Below are 16,899 nucleotides of genomic sequence, written 5' to 3' on the forward strand. Positions count from 1 at the left end.
AGCACGCCGCCAGCGTTCATCCTGAGCCAGGATCAAACTCTCCGTAAAAAACTACGAACACAACACAAACCCCCCGGAAAAAGAGAAGCCCATGCTGCACAAAATTCGAAACCAGCCAAAAAACCAGCCACCCCACAAGGTGAGATGACCAGCAAATCAACCAATCAAAAAACAATCGGTATCAACAAACATGGCACACTATTGAGTTCTCAAACAACAGAAACACCCGGCACCAAACACAACCCTCAAGGCCGCATCATCGCTCCGGAGCAACTTTTCAAACTTACCCGCCAAACCCCACCCCGTCAAATCCTGCCTTCATTCACAGTCCGCTGCGATCAGAAACGAATCTGATTCTTGCGAATTGTGGATGTCGGCCTGACCCGAAGTGATCGTCGGCGCGGATATAAACTCTAGCACCCCGGAAGCGCAGTTGTAAATCCAGCTTCCGGGGTAGCGGTTCGGGCTAGATGTGGGCTGGGGTCAGATAGAGAACTCCCAGCGGCGGAACCCGCAGATCCGCGTACGCGGGCAGCCCGTTATGCGCTCCTTCTACCGCCTCAACCGGGCCGATGTTCCGTACTCCAGAACCGCCGAACTCCTCGGCATCAGTGTTGAGCAGCTCGGTCCACTGCCCCGACCACGGCATTCCCACCCGGTAGCCCTCGTGCGGCGAACCGGAGAAGTTCGCAACGCAGACAAGAGGATTTCCCTGCGTGTCCCACCGGATGAAGGACAAGGTGTTGTGGGCGCCGTCATTCTCGTCGATCCATTGGAATCCTGAAGGATCGTTATCACGCGCATACAGTGCCGGCGTCTGCCGGTAGATGGAGTTGAGAGACCTGACCATCTCTTGCACGCCCTTATGCGGGATTGTGTCCGACAGCCACCAATCCAGTCCGTACTGTTCGGACCACTCCGACTCCTGGGCAAACTCGGTACCCATGAAGATCAGCTGCTTGCCCGGATGCGCCCACTGGAAAGCTAGATATGCGCGGACGTTGGCCAGCTGCTGCCACCGGTCGCCGGGCATTTTCCGAAGCAGTGAGCCCTTCCCGTGCACGACCTCGTCGTGGCTGATCGGAAGCATGAAGTTTTCGGTGTAGGCGTACACCATGGAGAAGGTAGCTTTGCCGTGATGGTGCACACGGTTGATCGGATCCTCGGCGATGTACTGCAAGGAATCATGCATCCACCCCATGTTCCATTTGATTCCGAAGCCCAGCCCGCCCTGTGAGGTTGGACGGGTAACGCCATCGAAGGCCGTTGATTCCTCGGCGATCATCACGATGCCCGGCACACGCTTGTAGGCGGTCGCATTGACCTCCTGGAGGAAAGAGATTGCCTCAAGGTTTTCACGGCCGCCAAACCTGTTCGGCTGCCATTGACCGTCCTCGCGTGAATAGTCCAGGTACAGCATTGAGGCGACTGCATCGACTCTCAACCCGTCGATGTGGAATTCTTCCAGCCAGTACAAGGCATTGGCCACCAGGAAATTACGCACTTCCCGTCGACCGTAATCAAAGATCAGCGTGCCCCAGTCCGGATGCTCGCCCAGCTGAGGGTTGCCGTGCTCGTAGAGAGTGTCGCCGTCGAACCGGGCGAGAGCCCATTCGTCCTTCGGGAAGTGGGCCGGCACCCAGTCCATGATGACGCCGATACCCGCCTGGTGCAGCTTGTCCACAAGGTATTTGAAGTCGTCCGGGTGCCCGAAACGGGCGGTCGGCGCGAAGTAGGACGTCACCTGGTAGCCCCATGACCCGCCGAACGGGTGCTCAGCGACCGGCATCAGCTCGACGTGGGTGAATCCCTGCCACTGCAGGTACTCAACCAGTTGTTCGGCGAGCTGCTTGTAGTCCAGCCCCAGCCGCCAGGACCCAAGGTGCACTTCGTAGACGCTCATCGGACCGTTGTGTGGATCCTTGGAAGCGCGATCCTTGATCCACTCGTCATCTCCGAATACGTAGCGGGACTCCACCACCCGGGACCCGGTAAGCGGCGGAATTTCCGTGCCTCGTGCCATGGGATCGGCTTTCTCACGCCATTGCCCGTCACGACCAAGGATTTCGAACTTGTAGCGGGCGCCCGCCTCTGCTCCCGGAACGAAGAGCTCCCAAATTCCGGAGCTACCGAGCGACCTCATAGCGTGGACCGAGCCGTCCCAGCCGTTGAAGTCGGCCTTGACCCGGACCGACTGGGCATTCGGAGCCCATACAGCAAAGCTGACCCCAGCGATGTCACCGAGCGCGGAAGCGTAGCGGCGTACATGAGCACCCAGAGCCGTCCACAGGGTCTCGTGCCTTCCTTCCGCAAGTAGGTGCATATCGATTTCGCCCAGAGTGGGCAGGAAGCGGTAGGCATCGTCGACCATTTGGGGAGCGCCGTCATACACCACTTCCAAGCGGTAGTCCGGGACGTGTCCGGGCAGCTCAGGTTCAACAGTGCCAACCCAGATGCCGTTGTGTTCATGGCTCAGCTCGGTCCGGCCACTGCCGGTCACCACAGTGACGCTCTCCGCGAGCCGGCGAAGGGTGCGGATGGTTACGTGCCCGTGTTGGTCCAGGTGGGCTCCGAGTACTGCATGCGGCTGGTAGTACCGCCCTTCGGACACCTGCTGAAGGACATCCGGATCCACCTGGATAGGATCACCGGAAGGTGCGGTGGCGACAGGCTGGTCCTGCGCCGCCGCCGTCGCGCCCGCATCCTCAGGGGAATCCTGATTCGATGCTTCTTCTTTGGCGGACCCGCCGCCCTTGAGCATTCGTCGAACTGCTGACACGGGTACGTCCACCCAATCTGGTCGGTTTCTCAATTCGTACACCACCTCGTAGAGTGCCTTGTCAAGCCATAGCCCACGGAAAAGGGAGCCGGCGCGATCGACCGTTGTTCCAGCCTCACTGGAATAGCCGTCGAGGAAGGCAGTCACTGAATCCGTTGCCCAGGCCTCAGCGGCCGATGGCGAGACTACCGCTTCGTGTACGCCCACTCCTGCCGCGTACTCCAAAGAACGCACGAGCCCGACGACGTCGCGCACAGGAACATCCGGCACGCTTCGTTCGGATGCCGGCCGCAGCGGTTCACCTTCAAAGTCGAGGACGAGCCATTTACTTCCGCGCGTTGCAAGAATCTGCCCTAGGTGCAGATCCGCATGGATGCGTTGAAGTTCGGGAAGTTCTTTCAATCCCTGCACTTCGCCGATGACTGCCTGGATCTGCTCGTCGTATGGTCCTACGGTGGCCCCAGCCTCACGCCACGCCCACTCGATACGGCTGGCCAGGGACTGCCGAAACTCAGCCGACTCCTGTTCGGTTGCGGCGCGGCTCCCGAAGGCCTGTGCGAGCTGATTGTGGATGCGTGCGATGACCCGTCCGAGCTCACCCGCCTCCGTGGTGAACGGTTGTCCCGCTTCCAAGGCGGTGACGGCCTGCCGCCAGGCATCCTTGCTGCCCGGAATGAATTCCCGAAGCACGCTGAGATGCCCGGTGACCCATTCATCAGCGGACCTGGTGTCCTGCCAACTGCCCATCACCCAACCGAAAGTCTGCGGTACGTCGGTTGATCCGGCATCGGTGAGTTTTGCGCTCACCAGGACATCAGGGCTCTCCCCGGCTGCGAGGACCCGGAAGAATTTCAGGATGGTCGGCGTCCCACCGGAGGAAATGACCACGGAGGTGTTCGACTGTTCGCCGCCGAGCACCGAGATATCAGCCGACGCAGGGACGCTGGGAGAGGAACCGAAGTCGCCGAGTGAGGTTGCCCTGGTTCGGCCGTCATCCGTGCCGCCCTGAGTGCGGATGAGCTCGAGCCACGCGGCAATGAATACGGGATCATGGGTGCCGTCGTAGACGTACCTGCGTCCCAGTTCGGCGTGGTCGGTCTCTCCGAGCAGCGCCGACTCCGCCCCCTTGAGGGGCTCCGACCGAAAAGTAAGCGGCACATTGACGACGTCCAGCCGTCTTCCGGACTCAACCGCAACGAGATGCACCTCCAACCCCACTTCATCCGCCGGGTCCTCCAACCGGACACCACCGGCGCGGCTCAGGGATATCTCCCTGCCTTTCGAAGGGAACCAGCGCTGGGTGGGCATCCAGGCCGTGAGCAGTTCGGGAACGGATGACGTCGATACGGCCATTACTCTACTGCCTTCGAGATAGGAATTACGGGCATCGCTTCGGTATGCGGAGAGGCCACATTGGAACTGGCCGAACGCAACCGCAGCCAGTAGAAGTCATGGCTGCCCAGCGTCAGGGTGAGATCGCCGTCATCGCCGAACGCCGGGAACGGGGTACCGCCGAAGAGATCACGCAGTCCCCTGCCCGAGTACTCCGGCAGGTGCAGCCGTGCTGCTACCGGATGCTGCGACAGGTTGAACACGCACAGGATCACCTCCGGCTGCTCCCCTTCAGGGTTGTCGGCCGGAACTTCACGGATGAACGCGAGCACCGGCTCGGCCTCAGTGGGTACGTTGCGATAAGAGCCAAGACCGAACGCGGGGTGGGATCGCCGCACCGCGAGCATCTGCCGCATCCAGTGAAGCAACGAACTCGAGCTTGCGAGCTGCGCTTCGACGTTCACATGGTTGTAGTGATAAACGAGCGATTGAACCACCGGAAGGTAAAGCTTGCCGGGATCGGCGGTCGAGAAGCCCGCGTTCCTGTCCGGGTTCCATTGCATGGGCGTTCGGGAGGCATCGCGGTCCTCAAGCCAGATGTTGTCTCCCATGCCGATCTCATCGCCGTAGTACAGGAACGGGCTGCCTGGCAGGGAGAGCAGCAGTGCATGGATGAGTTCCACTTCCGCCCGCGAGTTGTCCAGCAGCGGCGAAAGACGACGCCGGATACCGATATTGGCGCGCATCCGGGAATCAGGTGCGTACCAGCCAAGCATCGCTTCGCGTTCCTCGTTAGTCACCATCTCCAGCGTGAGTTCATCATGGTTCCGCAGGAAGGTTCCCCACTGGGCACCGGCCGGGATGTCAGGCGTCTCGGCCATCGTCTCGATGATCGGGGCTGCTTTCTGGTCCCGCAGGGCGTAAAAGAGCCGCGGCATGATCGGAAAGTGAAAGCACATGTGGCACTCTGCGCCCTCTTCGTCACCGAAGTACTCCACAACCTCGTCGGGCATCTGGTTTGCTTCAGCGATGATGACGCGTCCGGGATAGTTCTCGTCCACCATGGCCCGTAGTTCCTTGAGGAAGGTGTGAGTGGCGGGAAGGTTCTCGCAGTTGGTTCCCTCCTCTTCGAAGAGGTAGGGAATGGCATCTGCCCGGAAGCCGTCAATCCCCTGGTCCAGCCAGAACCGCACGACGTCGAACAGTGCCTCCGTCACCTTCGGGTTCTCGAAGTTGAGGTCAGGCTGGTGGCTGAAGAACCTGTGCCAGAAGAACTGCCGACGGACTGGATCGAAAGTCCAGTTGGACTCCTCCGTGTCAACGAATATGATCCGGGCGTCCTGGTACTTCTCGTCGGTGTCGCTCCACACGTAGAAGTCGCCGTACGGCCCGTCCGGGTCTGTGCGCGACTCCTCGAACCACTGGTGTTTGTCGGAAGTGTGGTTCAGCGGGAGGTCGATGATGACACGAACGCCACGTGCGTGCGCTTCGGCCACCAGCCGCTTGAAGTCGCTCAGGCTGCCAAACTCGTCGAGCACATCATAGTAATCCGCGATGTCATAGCCGCCATCACGCAGCGGGGACTTGAAGAACGGTGGAAGCCAGAGGCAGTCGACTCCGAGCCACTGCAGATAGTCGAGTTTGTCGATCAGGCCGGTGAAATCCCCGGAGCCATCGCCGTTCGCGTCGGCGAAACCTCGAACCAACACTTCATAGAACACGGCCTTGCGGTACCAGTGCGGGTCATGTGCAAGGCCTGGGGCATGCAGCTGAAACGGATTCGCCACTAACGAGTCCTCCTGACGGAAAGGATGTGAGCCGGTTCCACGTGAGCATCCAGCCTGACATAGTTGTGTGCTCCCCACTGCCAGCTTTGGCCGGTGATGAGGTCATCCACCCAGAAGGTGCCATCCTCATTCCAGTCGCCGTCCGCAAGACCGAGGGCACCGAGGTTGAGGGACACGGTGGACTCCCGTGCGCTGTGCGGATCAACATTGACGACAACGATGAGTGTGTCCTTTTCCTGGCCATTCTCCCCCAGGCCTTCCTTGTGCTTGGAGAAAACCAGGGTGGCCTCGTCCGTGCTGCTGTGGACCGTGAGGTTCTCGAGATCACCGAGTGCCGGATGGGAGCGGCGGATCTCATTCAACCGCGTAAGGAAGGGTGCGAGGCTTCGCCCCTGAGCTTCGGCGGCTTCGTAGTCACGGGGACGGTACTCGAACTTTTCATTGTCGATGTACTCCTCCGCACCCGGCCGGGCAACGTGTTCGTATAGCTCATAGCCGGCGTACACACCCCAGAGCGGGCTCGCCATGGAGGCAAGCACGGCCCTCACCTTGAACGCTGCCGGCCCACCGTACTGGAGGTACTCGGTGAGGATGTCCGGTGTGTTCACAAAGAAGTTGGGGCGGAAGAACGCCGCAGTGTCCCGGCTGACCTCGGTGAAGTACTGCTCCAACTCCTCCTTGGTGTTGCGCCAGGTGAAGTAGGTGTAGGACTGCTGGAAGCCTGCCCGTCCGAGGGCATGCATCATGGCCGGCCGCGTGAACGCCTCGGCCAGGAACACGACATCGGGATGTTTCCTGTTCACCTGCGCGATGAGCCATTCCCAGAACTGCACCGGCTTGGTATGGGGGTTGTCCACGCGGAAAATACGGACGCCGTGGCTCACCCACAGCAGAACTATGCGCACCACCTCGTTGTAGATGCCGTCCGGATCATTGTCGAAATTGATCGGATAGATGTCCTGGTACTTCTTCGGCGGGTTCTCGGCGTAGGCGATAGACCCGTCCACGCGTGTGGTGAACCACTCGGGGTGTTCCGTGACCCAGGGATGGTCAGGCGAAGCCTGCAGCGCAAGGTCCAGGGCCACTTCGAGGTTCAGGTCATGAGCCCGCTGGACAAAGGCGTCGAAGTCCTCGAAAGTTCCCAGATCCGGGTGGATGGCGTCATGACCACCCTCCGGACCGCCGATTGCCCACGGGGAACCGGGATCCCCCGGCCCTGCGTTCAAGGTGTTGTTCGGGCCTTTGCGGTGCGTTTTACCGATCGGGTGGATCGGAGGGAGGTAGACGACGTCGAAACCCATCTGTGCAACAGCGGGGAGCCTTTGGGCTGCGGTGACGAAGTTTCCCGAGGTCCACTCTGCGGCGCCGGGGTCATAACTGGCGCCTTCTGAGCGCGGGAAGAACTCGTACCAGGCGCCCCGGCCGGCAGCCTCGCGCTCCACGAGGATCGGGTACGCACGGGACGGCGTCACCAGAGCCCGCAACGGCTCACGCTCGACCGCTGCGCGAATGTCCGGGGCGTGCCCGGCGGCGAGACGCTCATCAATGGGCAACTCCCGGTTCCGGAGCCGCTCCGCGGTGGCGAGGAACAGGTCCTTCTCCGGCGCGGGCCGGGAGGAAGACTGGGAGGTGAAGAGCACCGCCCCCTCTTCGAGCATCAGCTCGACGTCGACGCCCACTTCAATTTTTACGGTGGCGTTATGGTGCCAGGTTTCATACAGATCACTCCAGCCCTCGATCAGGAAGGAATGAAGCCCGACGGCGGCTGGCCGGAGCCGGCCTTCATAGTGATCCGTTCCCATCCCGAGCGGCGCCAGCCGTACCCGCTGCACTTCCGCGCCCTGTGGGTCGAGCAGTACTGCCGATACACCGAGTTGGTCGTGGCCCTCCCGGAAAACCGTTGCTCCCACCACAATGTCGGATCCCGGTACGGCCTTCGAGGGGAACAAGCCGCCCTCGACCACCGGAGACACCTTGGTGATGGGAATCCGTCCGAACCGTAAATCTTCGCTCATGGATGCGCCTGCCCTTTTTCGTGTCGCCTCGCTCGAAGTGGTCACAGACTAGACGTTATCCATTATCGCGTCAGATTGCTAAGGCGACTTTCTAAAGGGGACAAGTGTTGCACTTCACATTGCAAGCGTTTACGCACATGAGGGGCCAAGACGTACTCCGGCTCGGAAATGTACGCTAACCTACCCAACGTGAAGGCAATCCGTAGGTTTACTGTCCGTACCGTTCTTCCGCCGAGCATCGCTCCCCTAGGTAAGCTGGCTGGCAATCTGCGCTGGTCCTGGCATTTGCCTACTGCGAGACTGTTCCATGACATCAATCCCGAGGCGTGGGAATCCAGCGGCCACGATCCCGTCCAGTTCCTCGGATCCATCACCCGGGAGCAGCTGAAGCGTATTGCCGCGAACCAGGAACTGGTGTCGCGGATTCAGGATCTCGGAGCTGACCTGGAGCAGTACCTGTCAGAGCCACGGTGGTACCAATCGCTCGGTGAGGACGCACCCAAGTCCATCGCCTACTTCTCCCCTGAGTACGGCATCAGCGCTGTGCTTCCCCAGTATTCCGGCGGCCTCGGCATTCTGGCCGGTGACCACCTCAAGGCGGCATCCGACCTGGGCGTGCCGCTGGTCGGTGTCGGGCTTCTTTACCAAGCGGGCTACTTCAAACAGTCCCTCTCCCGCGACGCATGGCAGCAGGAAACCTATCCCGTCCTCGACCCGGACGGACTCCCCCTTACGCTCCTCCGTGAGGAGGACGGCGCCGCTGCAACGGTAGTGCTCCCGCTTCCCAACGGGCGTGAGCTGCGCGCCCACATCTGGAGGGCCGACGTCGGGCGCGTTCCGTTGCTGCTCCTAGATTCCAATGTTCCAGGCAATGACGAAGCGGCGCGCAACGTCACCGACCGCCTGTACGGCGGCGGCGGCGACCAGCGTCTGCAGCAGGAACTGCTGCTGGGTATGGGCGGAGTGAAGGCACTGCGCATCTTCGAGCGGCTGACCGGGCTTCCCGCCCCCGAGGTCTTCCACACCAACGAGGGACACGCCGGGTTCCTCGGCATTGAGCGCATCCGCGAGCTCATGGACTCCTCCAATGAGCAGCCGATGTCCTGGGAGGAAGCTCTGACAGCCGGCCGCGCATCCACGGTCTTCACCACACATACCCCGGTTCCGGCCGGTATTGACCGATTTGAACGGGCACAGATCCAGCATTTCTTCGATGCCGGGCTGGCGCCTTCCGTTCCCACCGAGCGTGTCCTCGAACTGGGAGCAGAAAATTACGACGGCGGTGACGGGTCGAAGTTCAATATGGCGGTCATGGGCCTGCGGCTGGCGCAGCGCGCCAACGGTGTTGCCAAGCTGCACGGCGAGGTGTCACGCGAAATGTTCTCGGGACTATGGCCGGGCTTCGACTCCCGGGAAGTTCCCATCACCTCGGTGACGAACGGCGTCCACGTACCCACCTGGGTGGACCCCCTCATCGCCGACTTCGCCCGGGAGAACTTCGGCGCGGAATCCGTGCTGGACCCGCAGTGGGCACGCGTGTATGACGTTGAGGACGCCGACATCTGGCGGCTGAGGCGGATCATGCGCTCCAACCTCATCGATGATGTCCGCTCCCGGTTGCGGTCTTCCTGGAAGAAGCGCGGCGCAGCCGACGCCGAGCTGGCCTGGACGGATAGTGTCCTCGACCCGGACGTGCTCACCATCGGATTCGCGCGCCGCGTACCCACCTACAAGCGGCTCACCCTGATGCTGCGCGATGCAGACCGCCTCAAGGCGCTTCTGCTGCACCCCACCAATCCCATCCAGCTCGTCATCGCAGGAAAGTCGCACCCCGCCGATGAGCAGGGCAAGCGCATGATCCAGGACCTCGTCCGGTTCACTGACGACCCCGAGGTGCGCCACCGGATTGTGTTCCTGCCGAACTACGACATCGCCATGGCACGCACACTGTTCCCGGGTTGCGATGTGTGGCTCAACAACCCCCTCCGCCCGCTCGAGGCGTGCGGGACGTCCGGGATGAAGTCAGCCATCAACGGTGGGCTCAACCTGTCGGTGCTGGACGGCTGGTGGGATGAAATGTACGACGGCGACAACGGCTGGGCAATCCCGACCGCCAACAACGGTGCCTCCGCCGACGAGCGTGACGACATCGAGGCAGCAGCCCTGTATGACCTCATCGAAGAGCAGGTGGCTCCCCGCTTCTACAGCACGGTCCGCGCACCGGGCGTAAGCGCTGCCGGTCCCTCGTCACCGTCCAGCGACGGCGTCCCGCATCAGTGGGTGTCGATGATCAAGCACACCATGGCGAAGCTGGGCCCTGCGGTTTCCGCCGAGCGCATGCTCCAGGACTATGTAGGCCAGCTGTACCAGCCCGCCTGCCGTGCAGGACGACTGGCAGTCCGCGACGGCTACAGCTCGGCGAAGCAGATGGCCTCCTGGCGTTCGAAGATCAAGGACGGCTGGTCTGCCGTGCAGGTTGAACACGTTGACTCGCTTGGTGTGTCCGAGGAACCACAGATCGGAGACACGCTCACCGTCAACGCCTACGTCTCGCTGGGTAGCGTAGGGCCCGAAGACGTGTCGGTGGAAGTGGTCTACGGCCGCGCCTCCGATAGTGACGACCTGAGCGAGGTAGCCGTAGCGGATCTTCAGGTTGGCGAGGATCTGGGCCGCGGACGGTTCCTGTTCAGTGGAGAGATTGTCATTGACCACTCCGGCTCGTTCGGGTACACCGTCCGCGTGCTGCCCCAACACGAGAGCCTTGCTTCCCGGGCTGAACTTGGACTCGTGGTGAACGCCTAAACGCGATAGACAGTTACTGAGTTCGCCGCCGCGGTGTCCGTTTCTCCTCCACAGAGACGGGCACCGCGGCGTTTTGCGTTGGCATCCGCTGTGGTGAACCGCAGCTCGAACATCTGGTTCTGACTCTCGGGGAAACCCAGCCCATGCAGTGCTGCTGCCGTGGGAAGAACCAGGCTGCGGTCCTCCAGATGTCCATTGACCACAATCAGACCGTCGAGGTCCCCGCCGGGCGATCCAAGCAGCAGCTGGACGGTCCGGCACTCAGGATCCGACCATTGCTCCTGGCGCATCGGCTCGCCGTCCGCGTTGAACCAGAGCAGGTACGAGGTATCTTCCCGCGCGGGGTATCCGGCGGGCTGCTCGGTGAGGAACTCCCGGCGGATACGCAGCAGTTCGCGTGTTGCCGTGAGCATGCCGCGAGCGTCCTCGTTGTGGTTCCAGTGGACCCACGCCAGTTCATTGTCCTGGCAGTAAGCGTTGTTGTTCCCATGCTGGGTGCGGCCGAACTCATCGCCGGCCGTGATCATCGGGACCCCGAGCGCGAGCAGCTGCGTAGCCATCAGGTTCCGGGCTGTGAGGGAACGGGCGGCAAGAATGGCCTCCTGCTCCGTTGGTCCCTCGACACCGTGGTTGTAGCTGCGGTTGTCGTTGTGTCCGTCGCGGTTGGCCTCGCCGTTGGCCTCGTTGTGCTTCCGGTTGTAGGCCGTCAGGTCCGCCAGAGTGAAGCCGTCGTGGGCGGTGACGAAGTTGATTGAAGACACCGCCGTCCGACCGGACCGGCCGAACACCTCGGCTGAGCCGGCCAGACAACTGGCCAGGCGTGCCACGGTGCCGCCGCGCCGTCCCTCGGCCAGGGCCGCCTGGTCCGACAGCCAGAAGTCGCGGGCGGTGTCCCGGAAGCGGTCGTTCCAGTCCGCCCAGCCCTGGGGAAAGTTTCCCGTCTGCCAGCCGTTGTAGCCGACGTCCCACGGTTCAGCAATCAGCTTGACACCGCTGAGCACGGTGTCTGCGGCGATGGCGATCAGCAGGGGGTGCCGCGGCGTGAACTGGTGGCTTTCATCCCGGCAGAGGGCGACGGCGAGGTCAAAGCGGAAGCCATCGATCCCGAACTCGTCGACCCAGTACCGCAGAGAGTCCAGCGCGAACTGAATTACGCGCGGTTCGGTGAAATTGACCGTGTTTCCGCAACCGGTGGTGTCGAGGTAACGGCCGTCGTCGTGGTGGCGGTAGTACTTCATCTCACTCAGCCCGCGCCAGCAGAGTGCGGGACCGCCCTGCGGGCCCTCGGCGGTGTGGTTGTAGACGACATCGAGGATGACCTCGATCCCGGCCTCGTGGAGGAGCCGGACCATGCCCTTCAGCTCGTCCTGCACCGCTTTTGGTCCAGCCTCGCGTGCGGCCTCAGTGGCGTACTCCGGGTGAGGCGCGAAAAACCCGAGCGTGTTGTAGCCCCAGTAGTTGCTCAGCCCGAGCGGTTCCAGGTGGGGCTCATCAATGTGGAAGTGGATCGGCAGGAGCTCAACGGCTGTAACTCCAAGCTCCAACAGGTGCCGGATCATTGCCGGATGAGCCAGGCCCGCGTAAGTGCCGCGGAGCTCCTCAGGCACATCCGGGTGCAGCTGCGTGAGACCTTTGACGTGCGCCTCGTAAATAACGCTGTCCCTCCAGCGGGTACCCGGACGGCGGGATGAGCCCCAGTTGAACGCCTGATCGACCACTACGGAGAAGTAGACCGGGTTTTCATCCACCCGGACGGTGTCGATGGCGCGGCCGTACGGGTCCAGCAACAGCTGCGATGTGCCGGGCTCACCCTGCAGCGGCGCATCGTCAGGCCAGAACGCGTACCTGGAGGATTCGCCCATCCCCTCCACCAAACCGTGGTGAACCCCGTCCGTGAGTTCCGGAAGCACAACGGCGTTCCAGCTGCCCTGAGAGTCCTGATAATGAACCGCCACTGTATCTAGGTCAGGTGCGTACACGGCCACGTCGAACAGGTTCGACTGGTTTCCGGCGCACCGGCGGACCCCCAGCGGGAAAGCTTGGGAACGTTGGGTGATCTCGGTGGTCAGGCTCATAGGGGGAATTCGTTTCCTAACGGGCTTCGGCCGCCCGCTGACGCGAGATTTCATAGAGACTGATGCCCACAGCCATAGAAGCGTTCAGAGATTCCATGGCGGAGTCAATCGGAATGGACACGATTTGGTCGCAGTTCTCCCGCACCAGCCGTGACAGGCCCTTGCCCTCTGAACCCACCACCAGGCATACAGGCTCGACGCCGAGGGTGATTTCCGGCAACGAGACGTCGCCATCCCCGTCCAGCCCCAGAACAAAAATGCCCATGTCCTTGAAGGATTTCAGGGTGGAGTTCAGGTTGCCTACCCGGGCAACCGGTACCCGCACAGCCGCTCCGGCACTCGTTTTCCAGGCGGAAGCCGTCACACCGACCGAGCGCCGTTCCGGCACAAGAACGCCGTGGCCGCTGAACGCGGACAGCGACCGGATGATGGCGCCGAGGTTACGGGGGTCAGTGATGCCGTCCAGCGCCACGAACAGCGGCGCCTGGCTGATGTGCCCCTTCTTCCATTTGGCGATGGTCTCGCTGGCGAGGTCGAGGCCGTCTGCGTATTCATACGGCGGAATCTGCAGCATCATGCCCTGGTGAACGGAGCCGTCCGCGAGACGGTCCAGCTCAGGCTTACCCGTTTCCATGAGGGGAATGCCGCGCTCTGTTGCTAGCTTGAGCGACTCACGGACGCGGTCATCCACGTCGATCCGGATGGCGACATACAGTGCCTTGGCAGGGATGCCGGCCCGTAGCGCTTCCACGACGGCGTTCCGCCCGGTGACGTACTCTTCCCCCGGCTTTGCCTTGGCCCGGCCGGGAGCTGCCCTCCCAGCAAGCCGCTTTGCGGCGGAGCGCTCAGCCAACTGCTTGCTCTTGTGCGACTTGTGGTACGGGCGGTCTTCAGCCTTGGGCGTGGGCCCCTTGCCCTCAAGCGACTTCCGTCCGTGGCCGCCCGTGCCGATGGTGGGACCCTTCTTGGTCTTGCGGATAGCACCAGGACGTCCGTGGGGGTTGGCCATGGGGAAACACCTTCAGATAGGGGACTTGCGTCAGTCCAGTTTACGCGGGCGGATGCCTGGTCACTCCCCTGCCGATTTTCGGGACCGTCAGTCGCGGGAGAGGCTCCAGCGCGCACCGTCCGGAGAGTCCTCGACCACGACGCCGGCTCCCGCCAGTGCGTCCCGGATGGCATCCGCCCGGGCCCAATCCCTGGCTGCGCGGGCCGAGGCGCGTTCGCTGAGCTGCGATCGGATCAGGGCGTCGAGGGCTCCGTGTTCCGGGCTCTCCCGGTTCCCTTCGGCCGACCTCGCATCATCAAGCCCCAGCGCAGCGGTCATGGCGGTGACTGCGGCTGCTGCCCGGGCGGCGCCGTCGTCGTCCTTGTTTGCCAGCGCCGAATTGCCGGCACGCACCGTCTCGTGGAGGACAGCGAGTGCGCGGGGAACATTCAGATCCTCGTCCATGGCCTCGGCGAAGGCCTCCGGTAGGTCCTGCCACTGCGGCGCGCTCCCCGCGTCACTCGACTTTGCTGTACCCGCCTTCGCAAGGAACCCGTCAATGCGTTCGACGGCGGCAGCAGCCTCCTGGAGCGACGTGGGCCGGTAGTCCAGAACGGAGCGGTAATGCGCCTGGCCCAGGTAGTAGCGAACTACCCTGGCGTCGGCGAGCTGCAGCATCTCATCCGGGCTGATGGTGTTACCCACCGACTTGGACATTTTCTCGCCCTCGTAGGTCACCATCCCGTTGTGCATCCAGAACCGGGCGAAGGCATGCCCTGCGGCCTGCGACTGCGCCATCTCGTTCTCGTGATGGGGGAAGCGCAGGTCCAGGCCGCCGCCGTGGATGTCGAACTCGGCGCCAAGGTACTTGGTCACCATCGCAGAGCACTCAAGGTGCCAGCCGGGACGGCCCGGGCCCCACGGACTGGGCCACGCCGCCGTCTCCGGTTCGCCCTCTTTCCAACCCTTCCAGAGAGCGAAGTCACGTGGGTCTTTCTTGCGGTTGCTGAACTGCGCTTCGACATCCGGTGCGGCCTGCATGTCATCAACGTCCTGGTTGGTGAGGCTGCCGTAAGCAGGCCAGGACCGCACATCGAAGTAGACGTCACCTGAGCCGTCCGCAGCCGGATACGCATGGCCGCGGTCGATGAGTTGCCCGATGAGCTGGTGCATTTCCAGGATGTGCCCGGTGGCGCGGGGTTCATAGGTGGGCCGCTGCACGCCTAGGGTGTCATACGCCTTAAGGAACTCCTGCTCGTAGCGGTAGGCCAATGCCCACCACTCTTCGTTGGGCACAGCGTCCGGATCTGTGGGCACTTCCTCGAAGGAGGCTTTGGACTTGGCAAGGATTTTGTCATCAATGTCCGTGACGTTCCGGACCACGGTCACCGCGTAACCGCGGATACGCAGCCAGCGGGTGAGCTGGTCGAAGGCGATTGCGGAACGGACGTGCCCCACATGCGGCATCCCCTGGACGGTGGCCCCGCAATAGTAGACCCGCGCTTCCCCGGGATGTACCGGTGTGAACTCTCGGATTACTGCCGTTGCGGTGTCATAGAATCTCAGGCTCACCGATCCAGACTACCGAATCGGGCGGCACCGGCCGGCAGCCGCCGGCGAAGTGTCAGAGCTGAACGACGACGGCGGTGGCGATCGCCGCTATTCCCTCACCACGGCCAGTGAAACCCAGTCCGTCGCTGGTGGTTGCCGAGACGCTGACCAATGCTCCGATCGCCGCAGAGAGGAGCGCTTCCGCTTCCGGGCGGCGGGGCGTGAACCGCGGACGGTTCCCAACCAGCTGGACGGCGACATTGCCAATTTCAAAGCCAGCGGCGCGAACAATCCGGGCGGCTTCCGTCAGGAGCAGGACGCCGGACGCACCGGCATATTCGGGACGGTCGGTGCCGAAGTTGGTGCCGAGGTCGCCTGTTCCTGAGGCAGAGAACAGGGCATCGGCTGCTGCGTGCGCAACGGCGTCGCCGTCGGAATGGCCGGCCAGCCCGCGCTCGCCCGGCCATTGAAGCCCGGCCAGCCACAGCGTGCGCGGCTGGTCATCGGGCGCAAAGGCATGGACGTCGATGCCGATACCGGTGCGTGGAAGATTAGCGCTCACTGCTGCTCCCCTGCGTGTTCGCGAGCCCGGCGCACAAGCGCTTCGGCGAGCATCAGATCAAGGGGCGTAGTGACCTTGAAGGCCTCGGGGTGGCCCTCAACTACACGAACAGGCACCCCGAGTGACTCGACTAGCATCGCGTCGTCGGTGATGTCGGCATCGCTCGTTTCCGAATGCACACGCCGCAGGAGCTGCAGAGTAAATCCCTGCGGCGTTTGGATCGCCCGCAGTCCGGCGCGAGCTGGGGTAGCCGCAACCCAGCCGTCGCTCACGCTCTTGATGGTGTCAGCTACCGCGACACCCGGAGTGACCGCTTCTGCGCCGTCCATGAGCGTCTGCAACACACGCCGGAATACTTCTGGTGGCGTCAGTGCGCGAGCCGCGTCATGAACTAGCACGTACCGGACCGTTGAAGGGAGGGTGGATAAGCCCGCTCGCACTGATGCCTGACGTGTCACGCCCCCCTCAACTACGGTCACCGATGGCCCGCCGGAGTGATCAACTACTGCCCGCAAAGTATCGTCGCCAGGCGGGAGAACAACGCACACGTGGGCATCAATTCGAGATGCCAGACATGCTCGGAGGGCGTGCTCCAAGATGGTGGCGTCGCCGATACGCACTTGCGCTTTGGGAACGCCCATTCCGAGGCGGCTACCGGAACCAGCCGCAACAAGAACAATGGCTTGCTTAGGATTCACCACTAACCAGACGATACGCCAATAGTTTGCCAAGCACGCAGAGCGTAGTGCTTGTGTGCTCGCAGGACCATAGGTCGGAACCTCTGGTCCTGCCATAGTGATTTGCTTCGCCGGCGCGGGCGTGGGGTTGTTCCTAGCGGTTATTGCCATCTTCGCTGCCTTGGTCTCCGCTACCACGCCTTGGATTATCGCCGCTTGCGCGGCTAGGGGAGTGTCAGGTTGGGAGTGGCACCGCGAGCTATCTCGACGAGCGCGAACTTGAGAAAATAAGCACTGCTGCTCGCAAGGATCCTCGCTCAGGATTGTGTGC

At 62.6% G+C, this 16,899-nt stretch carries 10 protein-coding genes; 2 read left to right on the top strand and 8 right to left on the bottom strand.

Annotated features, from left to right (window positions below; genetic code table 11):
- Positions 1-354 (top strand): hypothetical protein (locus P4U43_RS06565; protein WP_277358009.1); only part of this gene is annotated, 354 nt, incomplete at its 5' end.
- Between the two features lie 112 nt (positions 355-466).
- Here the strand turns inward: P4U43_RS06565 and glgB are convergent.
- From glgB to P4U43_RS06580, 3 genes are read right to left on the bottom strand one after another with little or no spacing between them, the layout of a single operon-like run.
- A complete protein-coding gene (gene glgB, locus P4U43_RS06570) occupies positions 467-4,132 on the bottom strand; it encodes a 1,4-alpha-glucan branching protein GlgB (RefSeq protein WP_277358010.1) in 3,666 nt (1,221 codons plus the stop codon).
- Positions 4,132-5,898 (bottom strand): maltose alpha-D-glucosyltransferase, encoded by a 1,767-nt coding sequence (gene treS / locus P4U43_RS06575; RefSeq protein ID WP_277358011.1) that lies wholly within the window; start codon positions 5,896-5,898, stop codon positions 4,132-4,134. Before treS ends, glgB begins: the two co-directional genes overlap by 1 nt.
- The gene (locus P4U43_RS06580; RefSeq protein WP_277358012.1) at positions 5,898-7,913 is read right to left on the bottom strand and encodes an alpha-1,4-glucan--maltose-1-phosphate maltosyltransferase; all 2,016 of its coding nucleotides are present in this window, start codon (positions 7,911-7,913) and stop codon (positions 5,898-5,900) included. The genes treS and P4U43_RS06580 overlap by 1 nt, the downstream gene beginning before the upstream one ends.
- A 189-nt stretch (positions 7,914-8,102) precedes the next feature.
- Between P4U43_RS06580 and glgP the strand changes: the two genes are divergently transcribed.
- Positions 8,103-10,715, top strand: coding sequence for an alpha-glucan family phosphorylase (gene glgP / locus P4U43_RS06585; RefSeq protein WP_277358013.1), 2,613 nt, complete (start codon positions 8,103-8,105; stop codon positions 10,713-10,715).
- Here glgP and glgX read toward each other — a convergent pair.
- The 5 genes from glgX to ispD all read right to left on the bottom strand — a co-directional run bounded on the left by glgX (position 10,712) and on the right by ispD (position 16,739).
- The gene (gene glgX, locus P4U43_RS06590) at positions 10,712-12,790 is read right to left on the bottom strand and encodes a glycogen debranching protein GlgX (protein WP_277358014.1); all 2,079 of its coding nucleotides are present in this window, start codon (positions 12,788-12,790) and stop codon (positions 10,712-10,714) included. The genes glgP and glgX overlap by 4 nt on opposite strands.
- Positions 12,791-12,806: 16 nt before the next feature.
- A complete protein-coding gene (gene rlmB / locus P4U43_RS06595; protein ID WP_277358015.1) occupies positions 12,807-13,799 on the bottom strand; it encodes a 23S rRNA (guanosine(2251)-2'-O)-methyltransferase RlmB in 993 nt (330 codons plus the stop codon).
- A gap of 87 nt (positions 13,800-13,886) precedes the next feature.
- The gene (cysS, locus tag P4U43_RS06600; protein WP_277358016.1) at positions 13,887-15,350 is read right to left on the bottom strand and encodes a cysteine--tRNA ligase; all 1,464 of its coding nucleotides are present in this window, start codon (positions 15,348-15,350) and stop codon (positions 13,887-13,889) included.
- A gap of 52 nt (positions 15,351-15,402) precedes the next feature.
- Positions 15,403-15,891 (bottom strand): 2-C-methyl-D-erythritol 2,4-cyclodiphosphate synthase, encoded by a 489-nt coding sequence (gene ispF, locus P4U43_RS06605; RefSeq protein WP_277358017.1) that lies wholly within the window; start codon positions 15,889-15,891, stop codon positions 15,403-15,405.
- Positions 15,888-16,739 carry a 2-C-methyl-D-erythritol 4-phosphate cytidylyltransferase gene (gene ispD / locus P4U43_RS06610; protein WP_318533009.1) on the bottom strand — a complete coding sequence of 284 codons (852 nt, stop codon included), beginning with the start codon at positions 16,737-16,739 and terminating at the stop codon, positions 15,888-15,890. The genes ispF and ispD overlap by 4 nt, the downstream gene beginning before the upstream one ends.
- Positions 16,740-16,899: the final 160 nt, after the last annotated feature.

This window comes from Arthrobacter vasquezii, from assembly GCF_029455255.1.
Lineage (GTDB): Bacteria > Actinomycetota > Actinomycetes > Actinomycetales > Micrococcaceae > Arthrobacter_D > Arthrobacter_D parietis.